18 protein-coding genes are annotated in these 20,313 nt (G+C 70.9%); 11 read left to right on the top strand and 7 right to left on the bottom strand.

The annotated features are described in order from the left end of the window. The first annotated feature begins 186 nt into the window (after nt 1–186). The 3 genes from KVT14_RS05100 to KVT14_RS05090 all read left to right on the top strand — a co-directional run bounded on the left by KVT14_RS05100 (nt 187) and on the right by KVT14_RS05090 (nt 4,727). The gene (locus tag KVT14_RS05100) at nt 187–819 is read left to right on the top strand and encodes a hypothetical protein (protein WP_217614677.1); all 633 of its coding nucleotides are present in this window, start codon (nt 187–189) and stop codon (nt 817–819) included. Between the two features lie 1,104 nt (nt 820–1,923). Continuing rightward, the gene (locus KVT14_RS05095) at nt 1,924–3,789 is read left to right on the top strand and encodes a hypothetical protein (protein WP_217614676.1); all 1,866 of its coding nucleotides are present in this window, start codon (nt 1,924–1,926) and stop codon (nt 3,787–3,789) included. A gap of 353 nt (nt 3,790–4,142) precedes the next feature. Further along, on the top strand, nt 4,143–4,727 hold the full coding sequence (locus KVT14_RS05090) for a hypothetical protein (protein WP_217614675.1): 585 nt from the start codon (nt 4,143–4,145) through the stop codon (nt 4,725–4,727). Nucleotides 4,728–4,739: 12 nt separating this feature from the next. Here the strand turns inward: KVT14_RS05090 and KVT14_RS05085 are convergent, their stop codons facing one another. Then, on the bottom strand, nt 4,740–6,008 hold the full coding sequence (locus tag KVT14_RS05085; RefSeq protein WP_308160900.1) for a low temperature requirement protein A: 1,269 nt from the start codon (nt 6,006–6,008) through the stop codon (nt 4,740–4,742). 165 nt (nt 6,009–6,173) lie between these two features. Here KVT14_RS05085 and KVT14_RS05080 point away from each other — a divergent pair, with 165 nt between their 5' ends. Next, the gene (locus KVT14_RS05080) at nt 6,174–6,923 is read left to right on the top strand and encodes a hypothetical protein (RefSeq protein WP_217614674.1); all 750 of its coding nucleotides are present in this window, start codon (nt 6,174–6,176) and stop codon (nt 6,921–6,923) included. A gap of 48 nt (nt 6,924–6,971) precedes the next feature. Here the strand turns inward: KVT14_RS05080 and uxuA are convergent, their stop codons facing one another. The 4 genes from uxuA to KVT14_RS05060 all read right to left on the bottom strand — a co-directional run bounded on the left by uxuA (nt 6,972) and on the right by KVT14_RS05060 (nt 11,322). Further along, the gene (gene uxuA, locus KVT14_RS05075) at nt 6,972–8,171 is read right to left on the bottom strand and encodes a mannonate dehydratase (RefSeq protein ID WP_217614673.1); all 1,200 of its coding nucleotides are present in this window, start codon (nt 8,169–8,171) and stop codon (nt 6,972–6,974) included. Nucleotides 8,172–8,266: 95 nt separating this feature from the next. Further along, nucleotides 8,267–9,571, bottom strand: coding sequence for an ABC transporter substrate-binding protein (locus KVT14_RS05070; RefSeq protein WP_217614672.1), 1,305 nt, complete (start codon nt 9,569–9,571; stop codon nt 8,267–8,269). A gap of 77 nt (nt 9,572–9,648) precedes the next feature. Then, nucleotides 9,649–10,449, bottom strand: a complete 801-nt coding sequence (locus KVT14_RS05065; protein WP_217614671.1) for a carbohydrate ABC transporter permease — start codon at nt 10,447–10,449, stop codon at nt 9,649–9,651. Nucleotides 10,450–10,452: 3 nt separating this feature from the next. Next, nucleotides 10,453–11,322 (bottom strand): carbohydrate ABC transporter permease, encoded by an 870-nt coding sequence (locus KVT14_RS05060; protein WP_217614670.1) that lies wholly within the window; start codon nt 11,320–11,322, stop codon nt 10,453–10,455. A gap of 214 nt (nt 11,323–11,536) precedes the next feature. On the opposite strand from KVT14_RS05060, the gene KVT14_RS05055 reads away from it, so the two are divergent. From KVT14_RS05055 to KVT14_RS05045, 3 genes are read left to right on the top strand one after another with little or no spacing between them, the layout of a single operon-like run. Beyond that, nucleotides 11,537–12,529 carry a LacI family DNA-binding transcriptional regulator gene (locus KVT14_RS05055; RefSeq protein ID WP_217614669.1) on the top strand — a complete coding sequence of 331 codons (993 nt, stop codon included), beginning with the start codon at nt 11,537–11,539 and terminating at the stop codon, nt 12,527–12,529. 55 nt (nt 12,530–12,584) lie between these two features. Beyond that, complete coding sequence (locus tag KVT14_RS05050; protein ID WP_217614668.1) at nt 12,585–12,899, top strand: hypothetical protein; 315 nt, start codon at nt 12,585–12,587, stop codon at nt 12,897–12,899. Then, a complete protein-coding gene (locus KVT14_RS05045; RefSeq protein ID WP_217614667.1) occupies nt 12,896–13,636 on the top strand; it encodes a type II toxin-antitoxin system RelE/ParE family toxin in 741 nt (246 codons plus the stop codon). Before KVT14_RS05050 ends, KVT14_RS05045 begins: the two co-directional genes overlap by 4 nt. A gap of 84 nt (nt 13,637–13,720) precedes the next feature. Here the strand turns inward: KVT14_RS05045 and KVT14_RS05040 are convergent, their stop codons facing one another. Continuing rightward, nucleotides 13,721–16,693, bottom strand: coding sequence for a glycoside hydrolase family 2 TIM barrel-domain containing protein (locus KVT14_RS05040; RefSeq protein WP_217614666.1), 2,973 nt, complete (start codon nt 16,691–16,693; stop codon nt 13,721–13,723). Between the two features lie 178 nt (nt 16,694–16,871). Here KVT14_RS05040 and KVT14_RS05035 point away from each other — a divergent pair, with 178 nt between their 5' ends. Then, nucleotides 16,872–18,389, top strand: coding sequence for an alpha-N-arabinofuranosidase (locus KVT14_RS05035; protein WP_217614665.1), 1,518 nt, complete (start codon nt 16,872–16,874; stop codon nt 18,387–18,389). A gap of 143 nt (nt 18,390–18,532) precedes the next feature. After that, nucleotides 18,533–18,685 carry a hypothetical protein gene (locus KVT14_RS05030; protein ID WP_217614664.1) on the top strand — a complete coding sequence of 51 codons (153 nt, stop codon included), beginning with the start codon at nt 18,533–18,535 and terminating at the stop codon, nt 18,683–18,685. 29 nt (nt 18,686–18,714) lie between these two features. Here KVT14_RS05030 and KVT14_RS05025 read toward each other — a convergent pair whose 3' ends face one another. Then, the gene (locus tag KVT14_RS05025; protein WP_168216978.1) at nt 18,715–18,867 is read right to left on the bottom strand and encodes a hypothetical protein; all 153 of its coding nucleotides are present in this window, start codon (nt 18,865–18,867) and stop codon (nt 18,715–18,717) included. Between the two features lie 190 nt (nt 18,868–19,057). Between KVT14_RS05025 and KVT14_RS05020 the strand changes: the two genes are divergently transcribed. Both KVT14_RS05020 and KVT14_RS05015 read left to right on the top strand, forming a co-directional pair. Continuing rightward, the gene (locus KVT14_RS05020) at nt 19,058–19,471 is read left to right on the top strand and encodes a hypothetical protein (protein WP_217614663.1); all 414 of its coding nucleotides are present in this window, start codon (nt 19,058–19,060) and stop codon (nt 19,469–19,471) included. 79 nt (nt 19,472–19,550) lie between these two features. After that, entirely contained in the window at nt 19,551–19,889 is a 339-nt protein-coding gene (locus tag KVT14_RS05015) for a cytotoxic translational repressor of toxin-antitoxin stability system (RefSeq protein ID WP_308160899.1), read from the top strand. Nucleotides 19,890–20,313: the final 424 nt, after the last annotated feature.

Genomic DNA, 20,313 nt, shown 5'->3' with positions numbered 1-20,313 from the left:
GGGTGCGGAAGGGAAGTGGCAACGCCTCTTCGGCGGCGCTCGGTGGGGCTGCTCGGGCGGTAAGGGCTCCCGCCCCGGTTGCACCCACCCCTGGTCTCGTTACGTTCGAGGTGAGGGGCGTGCCGAGCGCCCCTCGCGGCTACCACCGATCGAGCAGCGGTCGGGCCGACCCGCTGGAGGACCACCGTGATCACGACCCCCACCCGCCGCCCGCGCACCCACGCCCGGACGTTCGCGCTCGCCCTGGCGGCCGGCGCCCTCGTCGTCGGGACGTCGGCGTGCACCGGCGGCACCGCGGAGGCCGAGGACACCACCGACACCACGCCCGCGCCGGACCCGGTCGCGACGACGTCCGACACGGGGTCCGACGACGACGCCACGGCCCCGGCGGGCGGCGACCTGCTGGACGGCACCCACCAGGTCGACATCCAGACCTACGGCGGCGAGTGGGTGACCACGACCGTCGAGGGCGGCGTCACCACCGTCGCCGACCCCGCTGAGGCCGGCGGCGTCCCGACGACGTGGGTGTTCCAGCCCACCGGCACGACGTTCCAGGTGCGCACGACGGCCACCACCGACGGCCAGCCGTCGTGCCTGAGCCTGCCCGGCGACGACGTCATCACCGTGGCGCCGTGCGACCCGGCCGCGCCGGACCAGCAGCTCGACGTCGCGGCGCTGGACCAGCCGGAGCAGGTGAACATCTCGTCGGCCGCGGGCGTCGTGGTGGCGGACCAGGAGGGCGGGCTCGCGCTCGACCCGGACCCGTCGAGCCCGGCGAGCGTGTTCACGCTCGTCGACCGGGGCACGGCGGAGGGGTGAACGACGGGAACCGCGTGGGCGTCGATGCCCGCGGATCCCGCCAGGCTCAGGACGGCGGAACCGCGAACGCCGCAACGCCCTCCCCCCCCCCCCCCCCCCCCCCCGCGACCCGACGCGCTCGAACAACGAAACCCGAGCGGCTCTCGACGCCGCTACTTCCGCGGTTGACCCATTCGAGGGAGTTGCGGCCCGGAAACGCAGGCTTCGACCCCCGCCATGCGATGCTCTGCGTCAGCATCCCAGGGAGTCGACTTGTCGAGACACGATCTGTCCGAGACTGAAGCGCGGTTGGTTGCAGCGGTGGCAAGCGGGAGCTCGTTCGCACCGAGAGGATTCGCCACACCCGAGATATGCATCGAACCGTCGGAGCGAACTTGGGGCGCAGATCGCACCGTTCGCGGGGAAGTCGTGCGGGATCTCATCGAAGGCGACCTGCGCAATCTCGGGCTAGGGCGCAAGACAGTTGCGCCTCGCGTAATAACGATCGTCGCCACTCGGATCACAGGTTCCCTCCAGCTCCATTCGATAGCCCGCGCGGTCGACCTGCGGCTCTTTGGGTGTTGGCTTGACCTCGAACAGGACCTAGACCTTCAGTCCGCGAGCCTCGCGAGCATTCATCTCTACGGGTGCTGGTCAGATCGTGGAGTCAAGGCTCGACGCCTACAGCTTGAACATGACTTCAGTCTCGCGCGGTCCACATTCCGCAGCGAAGTTGCACTCCAAAGTGCCCGAATTGGGGGGCAATTCAACGCCGCTGGTGCGGTCTTCCGACCCACGCCAGGAGACCCTGCGATCCAGGCCGATGGACTGCGTGCCGACGGGGGTGTCTATCTTGATAGGACCACCTGCCTAGGGGAGGTGCGCTTTCTGCGAGCAGAGATCGGCAGCGAGCTGTCACTCTCTTCCGCTTCTCTCAGCAATCCAGGGGCCGACGCATTAAGCGCTGACGGAGCCGAAGTCAAGGGAGGAATATACGCAAACACCGGACTGTCTGTTCAAGGTGCTGTCCGCCTTCACGGCGCGCACATCGATGGCCAAGTGTCCCTGACTGGTGCGCACCTTGCGAATCCAGGAGGCGACTGCCTCCTCGGGCAGAGAATGGTCGTGGCTGGAGATGTATTTCTCGACCAGATCTCGACCACTGGCCTACTGGATTTCACAGCATCGCGAATCGCGGGCGACATGACACTTTCTGGCGCTCATTTGAACGGCGGGACCGACGGCGCGCTCCAGGCGACCTCTACGCGGATCGAAGGAGATCTTCAACTAGATCAGGGTTTCACCGCACGAGGGGAAGTCAGAATCTCCGATTGCGACCTCGACGGAAGCCTCCATCTCAATGACGCGTTATTCACGAACGGTTCTGGACCCACACTTACTGCGATCAATTCTCGCATCCGCGGAGACATAAGGGCGACATCCGGGCTTCTCGTCCGCGGCGAGATGATACTACAGGCAGCCGCGATCGGTGGGAACATCGTCCTAAGCGGTGCGACCTTGCAGAACCCTGGCGCGACCGCGCTACATGCGGACAGGCTCAAGGTCGGCGGCGGGATATACGCAGGTCCAGGGTTTTCCGCCGAGGGCAGTGTTCGTCTTCTCGGCGCTGCGATCGAGGGCCAACTGATTCTCACGGGAGCCCGGTTAAGCAACGCGGGCGGAATGTCCGTCCAGATGGACGGGGCGCACTTGAACAGCGATCTTGCCGCCGCGGCCGGCACCGAGTCATTCGGCGAGTTTCGTCTCGCCGGAACTCGCGTCAACGGCCAGGTCATCTTGAGTGGGGCAACCCTGCAAAATGAGGGCGGATCCGCCCTGACATTGGACGGCGCAGACGTTTCCGAAAATGTCTACATCAACAACGGTTTCATCGCGCATGGGATGACCCGTGCAATCGGGGCGACAATTGGCGGACAATTGCATCTCAGTCGAGCAATGCTCAACAATCCTCGAAGATGTGCCTTTACCGCGGATGGCGCTACCATCGGGGCCGGCCTAATCGCTAGCGACGGCCTCCATGTCAGGGGCGAGATGCGCCTAATCGAAGCGGAGATCGAAGGTCAGGCCATCTTTTCTGGAGCCACCATCGTCAATCCGGAAGGTGCGACACTTATTGGTGACGGCCTAAAGGTGCACGGGAACCTTGTCCTCTCGAAAGGATTTACGTCTCGAGGCACGGTCCGACTCCTCGGAGCCACGGTCTCGGCGCAGTGCCAGATGCAAGGGGCGCGTTTTCTTGCACATCCGACTCGCACCGCCCTCCTGGCGGAGCACCTGCGTGTGATCGGATCTCTTTTTTGGAGACCGAGCGAAGTGATCGGTGCCGCGTCTTTCGCGTACGGACACATCGGAATTTGGGTCGACGACCAGTCGGCGGCGCTTGTTCCTTGCTCCCTTATTGGGTTAACGTACGACCAGCTGTCAACTGGTTCGGACGTCGTATCTGTCGACGAGCGCCTGGCATGGATCGGGCGCGACCCGTTCGGCTACTCGCCCGGCGTGTATAAGCATCTTGCAGATACCCTGCGACGGGTGGGCGACGACAGCGGGTCCAAGAGGGTGCAAATCGCGTCCGAAAGGATGCGGCGGCGCCGCCCTCGCGCCAACAGGATGTCGAGAGTGGCGGCGGCCACAATCAGCGGTGCTATGAGGTGGACGGTCGGATACGGCTATCGCCCCTGGTTGGCTATCGCGTGGCTCGTAGCGCTCATCGGGGCTGCCTCAACGGTACTTTGGAAGCTCCCGGGTCGACCTGCCGATTACTTCGTAAAGACGTCGGGGGCGCCCGAGCCGTTCAATCCGCTTCTTTATGCCGTCGACACGGTGCTCCCGTTTATCGATTTCGGCTATGCGAGGTGGGTCCCAACCGGCAACGCTCAGGTGATCGCCGTGTCGCTCGTCGCCCTAGGCTGGGTGCTCGCGACGGCCGTTGTCGCCGCACTCGCGGGTCTTCTGCGGCGCGGTGATTAGCCGGCCATGCGACCCTCACACCTCGTCGCCGGGCAGAGCGTATGCGCAAATTGGTGGCCAGTGATTGGAGCTGGGCGCTTTCGATGACGCGCCAAGGTCGCACTCACGCACTCGGACTGGAGGGCCGCGCGTCACCGCACCGCCCGCTCCATCCACCCCCGCAGCTCCGCCAGCCCCCGCACCCGCCCGTAGAACGGCAACCGCGTCGGCCACAAGGTTCCCCGCTACGACGCACCCGTGTCCGGGTTCTGGCTCGACCGTCCCGAGTTCGGGGACTGGTCGCGGCTGTCGAATCCGATGTACAGCGTGCCGACGGACGCGGACATCGACCGGCACATCGCGAGGCGGCTGTCGTGACCGCGCCGGACCTCGGCGGGGCGGTGCCGACAGGCGGGGCGGTGCCGACCGGCGACGCGCCGCCGGCCACGGCTGACCCGCTCGTCGTCCGGTTCCGGCCCGAGGCACGGCAGGACTTCGAGCGCCGCGCGGCCCGAGATCCCGCGCGCCGTGGTCGAGCAGCGATCGCGCTCGCGCTGCTGCTCGCGCTCCTCGTCCTCGTGCCGTGGGTCGCCGTCACCGCGACGCAGGGCTTCGAGCCGAGGGGCCTGGTGCTTCTCGTGCTGTTCGCCGTTCCGGCGGCGCTCGTCGTGTGGGGTCGGCGCAGTCTCCGCACCGGTACGGCCGTGCTGAGCCCGGTCGCCTTCGTGGTGACGGCGGACGAGATCCGGTTCGAGCCGCTCCCGTCCGCGAACTCGGCGCTGGCGGACGCCCCCGCGGCGGTGTGGCCGGTCCCCGGCACCACGGTCGAGGTCCGACCGTCCTGGGCAGTCGGCGACCGCCTGGTGCTCCGGCGCCCCGGCGCGCGGCGGCGGGTCTACCTCGCGGCGACGCTCGACGTCCCGGCCGCGACGATCGCGTCGAGGATCAGCGGCGGATAGCCGCCGGCCGTCTCACGAGTCGACCTCGCCACCAGTCACGGTCGCAGCCGACGCCGTCCGCCCCGCCCACGCGTGCCCGACGACGGTCACCCACGGCGTCGCCGCGAGCACGAGCAGGCACCACACCAGCGCCACCCCGGCCGCCGCCAGCGCCACGCTCGCCAGCACCACCACCGCCGACACCCCGACGAGCAGCACGTGGAACCGGTCGTGCGCCCGGCTCAGCACGGCGAATAGCGCGTAGAACGTCCCCACGTACACGGCGACCGGCACCGCGACGGTGAGCGCCGTCCCCACGGCGGACAGCGAGCTCTCCCCCTGCAGGTAGAACGCCCCCGCGTGCAGCCCGCCGCCGATCGCGATGATCGCCCCGAACAGCACGATGTGCCCGTACCCCCAGGTGAACGACCGCCGGCTGCGCGCAGCCAGCAGCTCACCGCTCGGCATCACGTCGTACGCCCACCACAGCCCGAACGTCAGCGCCACGCCCGCCAGCCCGAGCAGCGCCGTCTCGACGGTCCAGCCGGACTCCGCGATGAGCGCCGCCAGCGCGAACGTCGTACCGGTCAGCCCTTCCCCCACGGCGATGATCACGACCAGGCCGTACCGCTCGGCGATGTGGTGCGGGTGCCACGGGGTGCCGCCGTGCACGCGCTCGGCGACCACCGGCCCGATCGCCTCCAGCATCATCAGCGGGACCACGCAGGCGAGGGACACGACCGTCGGCAGGTCGAGCAGCGCGATCGTCACCCACCCGGCCTGCGCGACCAGCAGGGTCGTGATGAACACGGCGACGCTCGGCCGGCGTTCCGGGTCGGCGAGGGCGGCGCGGCTCCACTGCAGCACCATCGGCACGCGCATGACCACGAACCCGAGCACCAGCACCTTGTTGTCCAGGTGCTCCCCCGCGGCCAGCGACTCGAACATCAGCGGCACGCCCAGCGCGAGGATCAGCACGCCGACCATCTGCACCATCGTGGTGAGCCGGAACAGCCAGTCGTCGGTGTCGTAGGCCGAGGCGAACCAGGTGAAGTTGATCCAGGCCCAGGACACGGCGAACGTCGCGAAGGCGAACCCGATGATCGCCGGGCCGACGTGGCCGTCGGCGACCAGGACGGCGAGCTCCTCCGCGGTGCGGCCGAAGGCGATGACGAAGGTGAGGTCGAACAGCAGCTCAAGCGGGGTGGCGCCGCGGCGTTCCTCGCGGGGGTCGCGGCCGGTCATGCGGATGCGCAGGGGGGCGACGCGGGTGTTGGCGATCGGTGTAGCGGGCCTCGTCACTCGACGGATCGTGCCACGCAAAGGACGCAGCCGACGGGTCATCACGCGAAGGTTCTCGCCCTAGGGGGCGCATCCCGTCCGCGACGGGATGAGTCGACGGGGCGCGGGCCGGGTCTTTGCGCGGAGGTTCACCACATCGAACATGCCGCGCCCTACACTCGCTGCGTGTACGTGGATGATCACACGAGTTTCCAGCCGCAACCTGCTCCTGACGCGACCGTGTGGCGATACATGGATCTCGCCCGATACCTCTCCCTGCTGCAGAATCGAGCGCTTCACTTTGCTCGAGCTGACCAGATGCGCGACCGATGGGAGGGCTCGTACACGTATCAAAACATCAAGGCGCGGCCGGCGATGTACGGCGAGAACTACGAGCTAATGGAAGCAAATCGCCTTACCGCGCGGACGCAGCTTCTGCAGATGATACATATGCACTGCTGGCACCTTGCAGAAGCAGAATCGGCAGCCATGTGGGAGATTTATCAGCGAGAAGGGCGAGGCGTCGCCGTTAGGTCCACGTGGGGACGCTTAACCGGGAGCCTGGCGACCGACAGACTTGTGTTTGGAGGGAAGGTTCGCTATATCGACTACACGAAGGAGCTAATTCCGGAAGGCAACGTGTTCGACGCATTCATGCACAAGCGCGACAGCTATGCCCACGAACGCGAGGCTCGGCTCGTGATGCTGACCGGTCAACCTGTGGGGGAAGGCAACGATGAGGCAGACAGCAGGCGGATGGAACCGGAACCGAGCGTAGTCCCGGTTCCGGTCGATCTGAGTATGCTCGTGGAGCGCGTGTACGTCGCACCAGATGCCCCTGCATGGATTCGAGAGTCAGTTGAGGATCTTACGCGAACGTACGGATTCGATTTTGAGGTCAGGCAGTCAGATCTCGACAGCGACCCGATAGCCTGACTCGGCGTCACTCGAGCGGCAGCGCTGGGCACGACCCGCACGCTGCATTCAATTCGTCATCCGCGTCACCTCGCCCGCGGAACGGGACGCCCGCACCGCCCGCTCCACCCCCCGCAGCTCCGCCAGCCCCCGCGTCCGCCCGTACAGCGAGTACCCCGGGTTCGTCACCCGCGCCCGGTCGTCCAGCAGCACGTGCCCGTGGTCCGGCCGCATCGGGATCGGCGCGGCACCCGGCCCCCGCCGAGCCTCCTCGGCCACCAGCTCCGAGATGACCGCCACCATGTCCGCGTCCCCGTCCAGGTGCGGCGCCTCCGTGAACGACGCCCCGTCCGCGTCCAGCGTCACTGACCGCAGGTGCGCGAAGTGGATCCGCGACGCGAACCGCCGCGCCATCTCCACCACGTCGTTGTCCGGCCGCGACCCGTACGACCCCACGCACATCGTCAGCCCGTTGAACTCCGACGGCGCCGCCTCCAGCACCGCAGCAGCATCCGACGCCGTCGACACCACCCGCGGCAGCCCGAACATCGGCCGCGGCGGGTCGTCCGGGTGGATCGCCATCCGCACGCCGACCTCCTCGGCGACCGGGATGACCGCCGAGAGGAACGACCCCAGCCGCGTCCGCAGCACCGACGCCGGCACGTCGTCGTACGTCGCGAGCGCCTCACGGAACCGGCCGAGGTCGTAGTGCTCCTCGGCCCCCGGCAAGCCGGCCAGGATCGTCGACCGCAGCCGCGCCCGCGCCCCATCGTCGAGCCCGTCCCACAGAAGCGCAGCCGCCTCGGTCTGCGCCGTCGTCCAGTCCCCCGCGGCTCCCGGCCGCGCCAGGTCGAACAGGTCGAACGCCGCCAGCGCCACCGCGTCGAACCGCAGCGCCAGCGCCCCGTCCGGCATCTCGTACGACAGGTCGGTCCGCGTCCAGTCCAGGACGGGCATGAAGTTGTAGCAGACGACGTCAAGCCCGCACGCGGCCAGGTTCCGCAGGGTCTCCTGGTACGCCGACACGGCGGCGTCGGCCAGCGGCCCGCCCGTCTTGACGTCCTCGTGCACCGGCACGCTCTCCACCACGTCCCACGACAGCCCGGCCGCCTCGATCTCGGCCTGCCGCGCCCGGATCTCGTCGACCGGCCACACGGCGCCGTTCGGGATGTGGTGCAGCGCGGTCACGATCCCGGTCGCGCCGGTCTGCCGGACCTCGGCCAGGGTGATCGGGTCGGCAGGGCCGAACCATCGCCAGGTGTGCTTCATCGCGGTTCCCTCCACTGGTTCACAGGACACACAACACGACAGCCCGGGGCCCCAGCACGCAGGGACCCCGGGCCGTCGTCACGCACGGAACGCGCTCACATGTTCAGCGTCGCCAGCTCCGTGGCCGGGTCCGCGCCGTTCGCGATGTTCTGCAGCACGACCCCGAGGTCGTTCTCCAGGCCGTCGTTCTCCGAGGTGAGCTTCCGCGGGAACTCCGCGTCGGCCAGCGCGTCGGTCACGATCTGCACGGACTCCAGCGCGACCGGGTTCTCGTCGGCCGACAGCTCGGCGGACACGCCCTCGGCGGCCGGGAAGCCCTGCATGGTGTTGACCCAGATCTGCTGGCCCTCGCCGACGGCCAGGAACTCGGCGAACTTCTTCGCGGCCTCGAGCTTCGGGCCCTCGAGCTCGGCGCTCAGCGCGATGGAGTAGTCGACGCCGGAGACGGCCTTGGCCTCGTTGTCGCCGAGGGTCGGCATCGGCGCCATGCCGAGCACGTCGTTCTCGACGGCCGAACCCGGGGTCTCGGCGTTGCCGGACAGGGTGGCGGACACGTGCCACGAGCCGGTCGGCATGGCGAGCGCCTTGCGGGCGAGCAGGTAGTCGTCGCGGGCCGACGGGTAGATGGTCGTCGACGTCGCGCCCTCCTGGAAGACGCCGTTGTTGAACAGCTCCGCCCATCGCTCGGCCGCGGCGACCAGCGGCTCCGCGTCCCACGAGCCCTCGCCCGACGCGGCCTCGTAGATCGCCTCGCCGTCGCCGAACTGCGTGCTCAGCCAGACGAAGAAGTCGTCCGCGTGCCACGCGTCGGCGGCGCCCATCGCGAACGGGGTGTAGCCGGCGGCACGGGCGGCCTCGGACACGGCGAGCAGCGACTCGTAGTCGGTCGGCAGCTCGAGGCCGAGCTCGTCGAACAGCGTCTGGTTGTACAGGTAGAACTCGGAGCCGGCGGTGAGGATCGGCACCGCGGCGACGACGCCGTCGGAGGTGGTGACCGAGTCGAGGAGCTCGGGCTTGATGCCGTCGATCCAGTCGCTCGCGTACTCCTCGGTGTCGAGCGCGTAGTCGGCGTAGTCGTCGAACGCCGAGCCGACCTGGATGCCGTAGATGTCCGGCACCTCGCCGGCCAGGATCAGGTTGTCGAGCTCGCCCAGGTAGTCCCCGGCGCCCTCGGCACCCTCGTACTGGATGGTGATGTCGGGGTTCTCGGCCTCGAAGGCCTCGATGATGTCGGCGGCCTGGTCGACGGTCGGGATCCACGACCGGTAGACGAGGGTGACGGAGCCGTCGTCGGCCACGCCGTCGTCGCCGCCCGAGCCGCAGCCGGCGAGGAGCAGGGCCGCGGAGGCGGTGGCCGCCCCGGCGAGGAGGAAACGCCGGGAGGTGCGGGTGGTGCGCATCGGTTCTCCTGAGGGGTTCGACGTTGAACTGCAGGTCAGCGCGCCGCGCGGGTGCGGCGCTGGGGAAAGGGAGGGGGTCAGCTCTTCACCGCGCCGGCCGTGAGGCCCGACTGCAGGTAGCGCTGGCTGAACAGGTAGACGATCACGGACGGGATCGTCATGAGGATGAGGCCGGCGTACAGCTGGCCGATCTGCTCCTGGGACATCCGCTCGTACTGCAGGAGCGCGACGGCCGCGGTCACCGGGAACTTCGACTCCGAGGACAGCAGCAGGTTGGGGAGCAGGTACTCGTTCCAGCAGTACACGAACGACAGGACGGAGACGTTCGCGAGCACCGGCCCGGACAGCGGCAGGAAGATCTTCGTGAACACGCCGAACGGCCGGGCGCCGTCGATCGTGGCGGCCTCGACGAGCTCGGCCGGGATGCCGTCGAAGTGGTTCTTCATCAGCAGCAGCATCACGAGCACGTTGAACGCGACCAGCGGGATGATCACGCCCACGTAGGAGTCGCGCAGGCCGAGGTCGTTCATGGTCGCGAACAGCGGGGTCACCACGGACGCGACGGGGATGGCCATGCAGGCGAGCAGCGCGCGGTACAGGAACGTCCGCCCGCGGAACCGCATCCGCGCGAACGCGAACCCGGCGAGCGAGGAGATGATCACGATGATCACCGTCGAGCCGCCGGCCAGCAGGAAGCTGTTCCCGATCGCCGACCAGTAGTCGAACCGCGGGTGGTTCAGCACGGCCTCGTAGTTGCCGGCGCCGCCGACCTTGAACGACTCCACGAACGCGATGACGATCGGGTAGATCCACATCGCGGCGAGGACGCACAGGACGGCGTACATCACCGTCCACATGAGGGTCTTCTGGTTGCGCACGGCTTACTTCTCCCTGCTGCTCAGGCGGGTCTGGACCAGGGACAGGACGAACGCGGCGACGAGGATGAAGATCCCGATGGCCGACGAGTAGCCCGCGTCCCGGTTGAGCCGCTCCTGGTAGAGGAACGTGCTGAGGAAGTGCGTCGAGACGCCGGGGCCGCCCTGGGTGGTGAGCCAGACCGTGTCGAAGGTCTTCAGCGAGCCGACGATGCCGAGCAGGATCAGCACGCCGGTCGTGCCCTTGAGCGACGGGACCGTGATCGAGAACAGCCGCCGCCACCAGCCCGCGCCGTCGAGGGACGAGGCCTCGTAGAGCTCGTCGGGGATCGACATCAGGCCGCTGAAGTAGACCATCATCGAGAAGCCCATCCAGGCGAACACGTTGATGACGACGATCGACCAGACGCCGAGGTCGGCGCCGAGCCACAGGATCGAGTCGTTCTCGCCCAGCAGGCCGAGCGCCCGCAGCGTCTCGTTCAGCGAGCCGTAGTTCGCCTCGAACATGTACTTGAAGACCGTCGCGATGATCGCGGGGGCCATGGCGATCGGCAGGAAGAAGATCGCCTTGAAGAAGTTGGCCCCGGGCATCCGCTCCTTGGCGATGACCGCGATCAGCAGGCCGAGGACGGTCTGCAGGAAGACGGTCGCCACCATGAACACGAGCGTGTTCCGCAGGGCGATGTAGAACGTGCGGTCCTGGAACAGGCGCTCGTAGTTCTCCAGCCCGATGAAGTCCATCCGGGTCAGGCCGTTCCAGTCGGTCAGGCTGGCCCAGACGGCGAAGCCGACCGTGTAGTACAGGAGCGCGCCGGCCAGCACGACGATCGGGGCCACGTACAGGTAGGGGGCCCATCGGCCGCCGAACTGCCGCATCGCGGTTCTCCTAGGTCATCGTTGAACTAAGGCCTCCCGGCCGAGGCGCGGGAGGGTGGGTGGTTCAACGTCGTAGTTCGACGTTGAACGCTGGGACCGTAGCACAGGTACGATCAGCCCGACGAGCCCGCCGCCGGGTGGTTCCACTGGTCGAGCAGACCGGGACGAACCGGCACCGATCGGGCGCAGGGGCACGATGACGAGGGGATTCTCGATGGCGCGAGTGCGGCTCGCCGACGTCGCCGAGCGGGTGGGCGTCAGCACCAAGACGGTGTCGAACGTGGTGAACGGCACCGGCTGGGTGAGCGCGCCCGTGCGCGAGCGGATCCTCGCCACGATCGCCGAGCTCGGCTACCGGCCGAACCTCGCCGCGCGGCAGCTGCGCAGCGGGCACAGCGGGCTGATCGGCCTGTGCGTGCCGAGCCTGCGCGAGCCGTACTTCGCGGAGTTCGCGTCGGAGTTCGTGTCCGCCGCGGAGGCGCGCGGGTCGACGGTCCTCGTCACGCAGTCGAAGGGCAACCGGCAGGTCGAGCTCGCGATGCTCGAGAACGAGGACCTGCCGGCCATCGACGGCCTGGTGTTCAGCCCGCTGACGCTGACCCGCGAGGACACCGAGGCGCGCCGCTCGACGATCCCCCTGGTGCTGATCGGCGAGCACGGCGAGGCGCTCGCGTCCGACGCCATCGCGCACGTCGGGCCGGACAACGCCGCGGCCGCCGAGGTCGCGACCCGGCACCTGATCGAGCAGGGCCGCACGCGGATCGCCGCGGTCGGCCTGCAGTCGGGCGACGAGGACACCACCGGGCACGTGCGGTTCCAGGGGTACCAGCGCGCGCTCGCCGCCGCGGGGATCCCGCTCGACCCGGCGCTGCTGGTCGAGGTCAAGGACTACCACCGGTCCGAGGGCTCCGCCGCGATCGAGCAGCTGCTGGCGGACGGCGTCGACTTCGACGGGGTGTTCTGCTTCAACGACTCGCTGGCGTTCGGGGCGCTCTACACGCTCGGCGTGCACCGGGTCGCGGTGCCGGACAAGGTCGCGGTCGTCGGGTACGACAACATCGAGGAGGGCGGGTTCCTGGTCCCGCCGCTGACGACGATCGACCCCGGCCTGGCGACGTCGACCGGGCTGATCCTCGACCTGCTGATCGGCGCGCGGAAGGGCGAGGGCGGGCACATCGGGACCCCGTTCAGCCTCGTGGAGCGCTGACCGACCCCCTCGCGAAGGGCCTGCAGTACTGCACACCCGTGTGTACTGTTGCAGGATGACCACCTCGGCGCTGCGCATGCCCATCTCGACGGCCGCCCGCAAGGGCGTCTCGGCCGTCGCCGCGTCCGCCGCCGAGCACCGGGTGGTCCTGACGAGCCTGGGCCGCCCGGTCGCCGTCGTCGACTCCGCCGAGCGGCTCGACGAGGACCTCCGCCGGCTTCGCGAGGGCACCCGCGCGGTGGTCGACGCGTACGCGTCGGCAGCCGCGGACCGCGAGCCGCACCGGAGCCTCGCCGAGCTCTGCGACCGGCTCGGCCTGGACGAGCGCGCCGTCCGCGAGCGCGCCGCCGCCCTCCGCGACGGCGCGTGAGGGCCGGCGGCCGCCTGCCCGGCGACCGGGCGGAGATCGCGTTCTCGGACCGGTTCGCCGAGCAGCTCGAGGAGCTGCCGGAGGCCGAGCGCCTCGACGTGCTGGCGCGGGTGGTCGGCCTGTGCGCCGCACCCGACGGGACGCACACGCTGTCCGCCCGGGGCGACGACCGCGCGCTCGTGGGGTGGAACACGCTCGAGGTCAGCGGGCGGGAGCGGCGCATCGTCTTCCACGTCGACGAGGTCGGCTCGTCGATCTTCGTCCTCTGCCTCGGACCGCGCCGGGGGGCAGAGGTCTACGACATGGCCACCGCGCTCGCGAACTCGGGGGCGCTCACGCAGCAGGAGGCGATCCAGCTCTGGGACGCCCTGGCCCTCTTCGACGCGCTCGCGGAGGACCTCGGGCTGGACGGGTGGGACTACGCGCCGCCGCCCGCGCCCCTCGGGCTCCAGCGAGCAGCAGTCGCCGCCGGCGTGCTGGAGGAGGCGTTCGCGGCACTGCTGTCCCACGACGAGGTCACGGCGGCGATGGAGCAGGGGTGGGGGCCGGACGGCCCGGACCCCGCCCGCGCCCTGGAGGCGGCGCTCCGCCGGGCGCGCGGGGGCGTCGGCTTCGACTCGGCGGCCTGGGTCGTGCACCGGCGTGCCGACGACCGGTGCGACGCGCCGATGCCGCGCGCCGGGGTGCGGTGCATCCGGCGGGCAGGGCACCCGGGCCCGCACCGGGCGCGCCCCTGACGCCGAGTGGGCAGTCGATGTCCCCTCCCGGGGTGCGGAAGAGACATCGACTGCCCACTCGGCGCGCGGGGCGGACGCGGGGGGTCAGCCCGCGGTCAGGCGCAAGGTCAGCTCGGCCGGGGCCGGGCGCAGGACCGCGTTCGGCAGGACGCCCGGGCCGCACGCGGCCGAACCCAGGCCGTGCTGGGCCGCGTCCAGGTGCACGTAGAGCTTCCCGTCCGGGGTGAGCTCGTGCGGGTGCGCCGCCACGTCCAGCGCGCGGTCGGACCACGGCCGCAGCGACAGCTCGACACCCGCTCGCGGGACGCCGCCGTAGACGGTCGGGCCCGCGTCGAGCGTCAGGGAGGACCCGTCCGCGAACGCCAGCGCCGCGTGCGTGACGCCCCGGCGCGCGCCGTTCTCCTGCGGGTGCGTGTACCGGGTCTGCAGGTCGCGCACGGTGTGCGACCACGCGCCCGCCACCGCCGCCTTCGTGGAGTCGGCGTACGACTCGTCCGGGCCCAGGCCGAGCCACGAGACCGCGACGTCCTCCGCGGCCGCCTCGTCCAGCGTCAGCAGCAGCCCCAGCCGAGCGATCGACCCGTCCCACCGCCCGTCGGGCACGATCCGCACCCGCAGGTCGACCGACCCGGCAGCCCCCGACGACCACACGTACGTCGTCCGGAACCCGTTCCGGGTCCGCGGGCCGGCCGTGCGCGCCTCGACCACGAGCGCCCCGTCGGCGTCGAGCGCCGCGGAGATCTTGCGCTCGGCGAGCAGGTGCAGGCCGTGCTCCTTCCAGACCGCCTCGTCCGACGGCCCGACCCACATGCCCGACCGGCGGTCGTTGTCGGTCGGCGCGCGCCAGGCGTCGACCCGCAGCTCCGCGACCCGGCGGCCGTGCAGGGCGACCAGGTTGCCGACCTCGTCGAACCGCGCGGGCCCGACGACGTACGAGCCGTCCGCCTCCTGCCGCGCGCCGCCCGGGGCCACGTCCGCGAGCGGGGCCGCCGGGACGACGGCCACCTGCCCGGTCGCGACGGTCCACGGGCCGCCCTCGAACCAGGACGCGTCGAGGTCGTCGGCCGCGTGCTGGACCGCGCGCAGGGTCCAGGAGGTCGGCGTGTGGTCGGCCGCGGGCAGCGGCAGGTCGGCCGGCGGCCGCACCTCGCGCGACTCCCCCGGGGGCAGCGCGCCCAGGTCCAGCACCCCCGTCGCCAGGACGTCGGCCCCGTGCGCCAGCGTCCACTCGAACGCGAGGTGCGCGGTGTCCCGGAACGCGTACCGGTTCCGCACCAGGAGCGCGCCGCCGCCGTCGACGGCGTCGATCCGCAGTGGCGCGAACACCGCCGCGACCTCGCGCAGCGACGGCGACGGCGTCCGGTCCGGCAGGACCAGCCCGTCCGCGACGAACGTGCCGTCGTGGAACAGCTCCCCGAAGTCGCCGCCGTACGCCGCGAACTCGTGGCCCTCGGCGTCGCGCCGGGACAGGCCGTGGTCGATCCACTCCCAGATGAACCCGCCCATGAGCCGCGGGTAGCGGTCGAACAGGTCGTCGTAGTCCGACAGCCCGCCCGGGCCGTTGCCCATCGCGTGCGCGTACTCGCACTGCACGAACGGCATCAGCCGGCGGCGCGCGTCGGCCTCGGGCCGGGCCAGCTGCGGGTCGACGCCGCGGCCGATGAGCTCGGTGTGCTCGCTCGTCGCGTACATCCGCGAGTAGACGTCGACCTCGTCGGACGACCAGTCGCCCTCGTAGTGGATCGGCCGGGTCGGGTCGAGCGCCCGGACGGCGCGGGCCATGGCGCCGACGTTGCAGCCGCCGCCCGCCTCGTTGCCGAGCGACCACAGGATGATGCTCGGGTGGTGCGCGTCGCGGCGGACCATGCGGGTCACGCGGTCCACCAGCACGTCCTCCCACGCCGGGTCGTCCACCGGGTTGCCCGGCCAGCGCCCGTCCTCCTGCTCGAACCCGTGCGTCTCGAGGTCGTTCTCGTCGATGACGTACAGGCCGTGCCGGTCGCACAGGTCGAGGAAGTGCGGGTGCGGCGGGTAGTGGCTGGTCCGCACCGCGTTGACGTGGTGCCGCTTCATCAGCAGCACGTCGGCCTCCATGAGCTCCGCGCCGACGGACCGGCCGCGCAGCGGGTCGAACTCGTGCCGGTTGACGCCGCGCAGCTTCACGGGCGCGCCGTTGACCAGGAAGACGCCGCCCTCGATCGCGATGGTCCGGAAGCCGGTGTGCAGGACGACCCGCTCCCCCGGTGCCTGGACGACGACCTCGTACAGGTGCGGGCGCTCGGCGCTCCACGGCTCGACGGCGGCTATCGCGGTCTCCCCCGGGGCGAGGTCGAGCCCGAGCGCCGGGACGGCGACCCGCGTGCCGGGGGCGGCGTCCTCGACGTCGACGCGCAGCGTGCCGGTGCCGGTCGCGTGGTCGTAGTCCGCCGTGATCCCGACGTGGCCGAGCCCGGCGGTCGGGCGGTGCTCCAGCGTCACGCTGCGGAAGATGCCCGACAGCCACCACTGGTCCTGGTCCTCGACGTACGAGTACGCCGACCACTGGGTGACCCGCACGGCGAGCAGGTTCTGCCCGGGCTGCAGCGCGTCGGTGAGGTCGATCTCGGTCGGCAGGCGCGAGCCGTGCGACGTCGCGACGACCGTGCCGTTCACGGCGACCTCGAACCACGAGTCGACGCCCTCGAACCGCAGGTAGGTGCGGCCGTCGACGGGCCAGTCCTCCGGGAGCTCGATCGTGCGGCGGTACTCGCCCGTCGGGTTCTCGTCCGGCACGAACGGCGGGTCGATCGGGAACGGGAACAGCTTGTTGCTGTAGGCGGGCGTGCCGTACGGCCAGGCGTCCGGCGCCTGCGCGAGCTGCCAGTGGCCGGGCACCGCGATCGTGTCCCAGTCGTCGCCCGGGTCCTTGGGGTCGGCGCCGGTGCGCGCGGTCGGGTGCAGGCGGAACCGCCAGGGGCCGTCCAGGCTCACGCTGCGGGCGTCGGACGCGCCGGCCGGCGGCCGGAACCGCGCGGGGACGACGCCGGTGGGCGGTCGGACGGTGACGTGGTCGGTCACGGGCACTCCTCGTCGGGTGGGGTCGCTGCGGTGCGATCCGCCTCCGCAGTGTGCCAGCGGTCGGCGTCGTCGCGCTGTCTCGGCACCTAGGGTGGCCGGGCTAGTTCAACGATGGACTATAGTCGCCGATGCCGCCGTAGTTCAACGCTGAACGCATCTCGACGAAGGGTCTCTCCCCATGCACTCCGCCACCGTCGTCATCGACCCCGCCTTCACGGTCGCCCCGGTCCGCCGCGGCACCTTCGGCACGTTCGTCGAGCACCTGGGCCGGTGCGTCTACACGGGCATCTTCGAGCCCGGCCACCCCACCGCGGACGCCGACGGGTTCCGCGGCGACGTGCTGGCGCTCGCCCGCGAGATGGGCGTCTCGACCGTGCGCTACCCCGGCGGCAACTTCGTGTCCGGCTACAACTGGGAGGACGGCGTCGGCCCGGTCGAGGACCGCCCGGAGCGGCTCGACCTCGCGTGGCACTCGACCGAGACCAACGCGTTCGGCCTGCACGAGTTCATGAAGTGGACCGCGGCCGCCGGCGTCGAGCCGATGATGGCCGTCAACCTCGGCACCCGCGGGCTGCCCGAGGCGATCGAGCTGCTGGAGTACGCGAACCAGCGCCGCGGCACCGCCCGCGCCGAGCAGCGCCGCGCCAACGGTGCCGACGAGCCGTTCGGCATCTCGTTCTGGTGCCTCGGCAACGAGATGGACGGCCCCTGGCAGCTCGGCCACAAGACCGCCCGCGAGTACGGCCGGCTCGCCGCCGAGACCGCGCGCGGCATGCGGCAGATCTTCCCCGACCTGACCCTGGTCGCCTGCGGCTCGTCATCCTCCGGCATGCCGACGTTCGGCACCTGGGAGCGCGAGGTGCTCGAGGAGTGCTACGACCAGGTCGACCTGATCTCGGCGCACGCGTACTACCGCGAGCAGGACGGCGACCTCGGCTCGTTCCTGGCGTCGGCGCAGGACATGGACCACTTCGTGGCGACCGTCGCGGCGACGGCCGACGCGGTGGGCGCGGCGCGCAAGACCGCCAAGCGGATCAACATCTCGTTCGACGAGTGGAACGTCTGGTACCACGAGGACGAGTCGAAGCTCCCGAAGGGCGAGGACTGGCCGGTCGCCCCGCGGCTGGAGGAGGACGTCTACACCGTCGCCGACGCGGTGGTCGTCGGGAACCTGCTCATCTCGCTGCTGCGGAACTCGGACCGGGTGCACTCGGCGAGCCAGGCGCAGCTCGTCAACGCGCTCGCGCCGATCATGACCGAGCCCGGCGGCGCCGCGTGGCGCCAGACGACGTTCCACCCGTTCGCGCTGACGTCGCGGTACGCGCGCGGCGAGGTGCTGCGGGTCGCCGTGGACGCGCCGACGTACGCCAACGCGCGGTTCGGCGAGTCGGCGCTGGTGGACGCGGTGGCGACGTACGACGCGTCGACCGGGGACGTCGCGGTGTTCGCGGTGAACCGGGCCGTCGACGGGCCGACCACGCTGCGGGTGGACCTGCGGGGCGTCGGGGCGGTCGAGGTCGTGGAGGCGCTGACCTACGCGCACGACGACGTGCACTGGCGCGCGACGCAGGAGGACGCGGAGACGGTCCTGCCGCGGGCGAACGGTTCCGCGGCCCTCGGGGAGGACGGCGTCCTGACGGTCGAGCTGCCGGCGGTGTCGTGGTCGGTCCTGCGCCTGCGCGGCGCGGGCGCCTGACGCCGAGTGCCTATCGGACACGTCGAGGGCCTATCCGCTGGATAGGCGCTCGACGTGTCTCATGCGCACTCGCCGCCGAGCGCGGGCTGCGGTGGCTCGCGGAGCGGTGGTCGCTGACCCTCGACGACGGGACCGAGCAGCGGGTGCGGTTCGCGGAGGTCAGCCCGGAGCGGGTGGTGGTCGTCGCGGAGCAGTGGGGCGCCGTGCTGCCGGGCGCGCCGACCTGGACGCTGCCGTTCCCGGCGCCGGACACGCTGCGCCCGTTCGAGGGCGACGCGCACGTGTACGACGCCTGACTTCGCGGGCGCTGCGCCCGGTCGGCCCGTCAGGCGCGGCCGGCCGCACCGCCCCGCTTCGTGACCCGGCCCAGCAGCTCCTTGGCCTTGCGCTGGTTCTCGGGCTTGGACATCTCCCGGATCGCGACCTGCGCCGCCTTGGCCACGACCGCGCTCTTCAGCAGCTTGCCGACGTATCCCATGTCGTGCCTCCGATCGTTCGAGGGAGCGGCGACCGTAACCCGCCCTGCGCCGGAGCGCGCGGCGGGCCCCTGCACCGGGGCGTTCGCGAACGGGGCAGGTCGCTCTGGACGACGCGCACCCCCGCCTCGTACGCTCTGAACACGATGTACATCGCGTACACGCAGCCGCCGAGATCCGCCGAGGTGCCCCATGTCCGTCGTCGACCTTCCCGTCGCCCGAGCCCGCGAGCAGCTCAAGTCGGTGCTCGACGCCGCTGACGCCGGCGTGCCCACGACGATCGTCCGCGCCGGCCGACGCGTGGCGGTGGTCGACGCCGTGCTCCTGCGCGCGACGCTCGCGCACACGCTCCGTCCCGACGTCCAGCTCGCGCACGAGGCCGGCGAATGGGCCGCCTTCATGCCGGGCACCCCGCTCTCGGGTGCGGGCCGGACCACGGACGAGGCGGTCGACGACCTGATCGCGGCGCTGCAGGAGTACGCCGAGGACTGGACCGACCACCTCCGGCACGCGCCGAACCACCGGGACGCGTGGGCGCTGGTGCAGCTCGTCGAGCTGTCGACGGACGAGGAGCTGCGCGACTGGCTCACGGGCGCCCATGGCTAGACCGGCGACGCGGGACGACCACGAGCAGTTCTGCACCACAGAGGGCTGGTCCCCGGCGCGGAGCGCCCGTGGGGGCCGCGTGCGGCACCACGCCACGTACGAGCTGCCGCTTCCGGACGGGCGGATCCTCCGGACCCGGATCTCACGCCCGGTCGACGCCACTGCGTACGGGCCGTCGCTGTGGTCGCACATCCTCCGGGACCAGCTCGAGGTGACCCCCGCCGAGCTCTGGGCGTGCGTGCGGGACCGTGTCGTCCCCCACCGAGGCGCACCGACCCGGCCAGCTGCGACGTTGCCGGCGCAGCTGGTGTTCCTCGCGAGGCGCGAGCTCGGGGTCACGGACGCCGAACTTGCCGGGATGCCCCGGGACCTCCTCCTCGCGAGGCTCGACGAGTACTGGGCGAACCCGCCCGGCTGAGTCCGGCCGAGCGCCGCTGGTGGTCCACGACCCGACGGAAGCCTCGCCGAAGTCATCTGAGACGACCTCGGGCATCCGCAGCCGCGACCTCCCTCCTTCCTCCGGCGCAGCGTTGCGTCCAAAGGCGCAACCTGCGGACCCCGCCCCGCGCCCGATGTGCCGCGCCGGCCCGCTCACGAGGCTGGAGGTGCAGGCCAGGGGTGCCGCAGCCGGGACCTCCCGGACACCGCCCGGCCGCGAGGAGGCCGCCGTGCGCACCATCGACCGCGCGACCACACCCGGCGACGAGACCGCCGCACCGTCCGATCGTCGGCGCCCGGCCCGCCGCCGCACCGCCGCCGCCGCTCTCGCCGGCGCCGCCCTGCTCGCGGGGCTCACCGCGTGCGCACCGGCCGCCCCGGCGCCGGCCCCGGCGCCTGCGCCC

The sequence above is a fragment of the Cellulomonas sp. GbtcB1 genome, from assembly GCF_019091725.1.
GTDB lineage: Bacteria > Actinomycetota > Actinomycetes > Actinomycetales > Cellulomonadaceae > Cellulomonas.
Note: the sequence above shows the minus strand (reverse complement) of the source record. Positions and strands in the feature narration are given on the sequence as shown.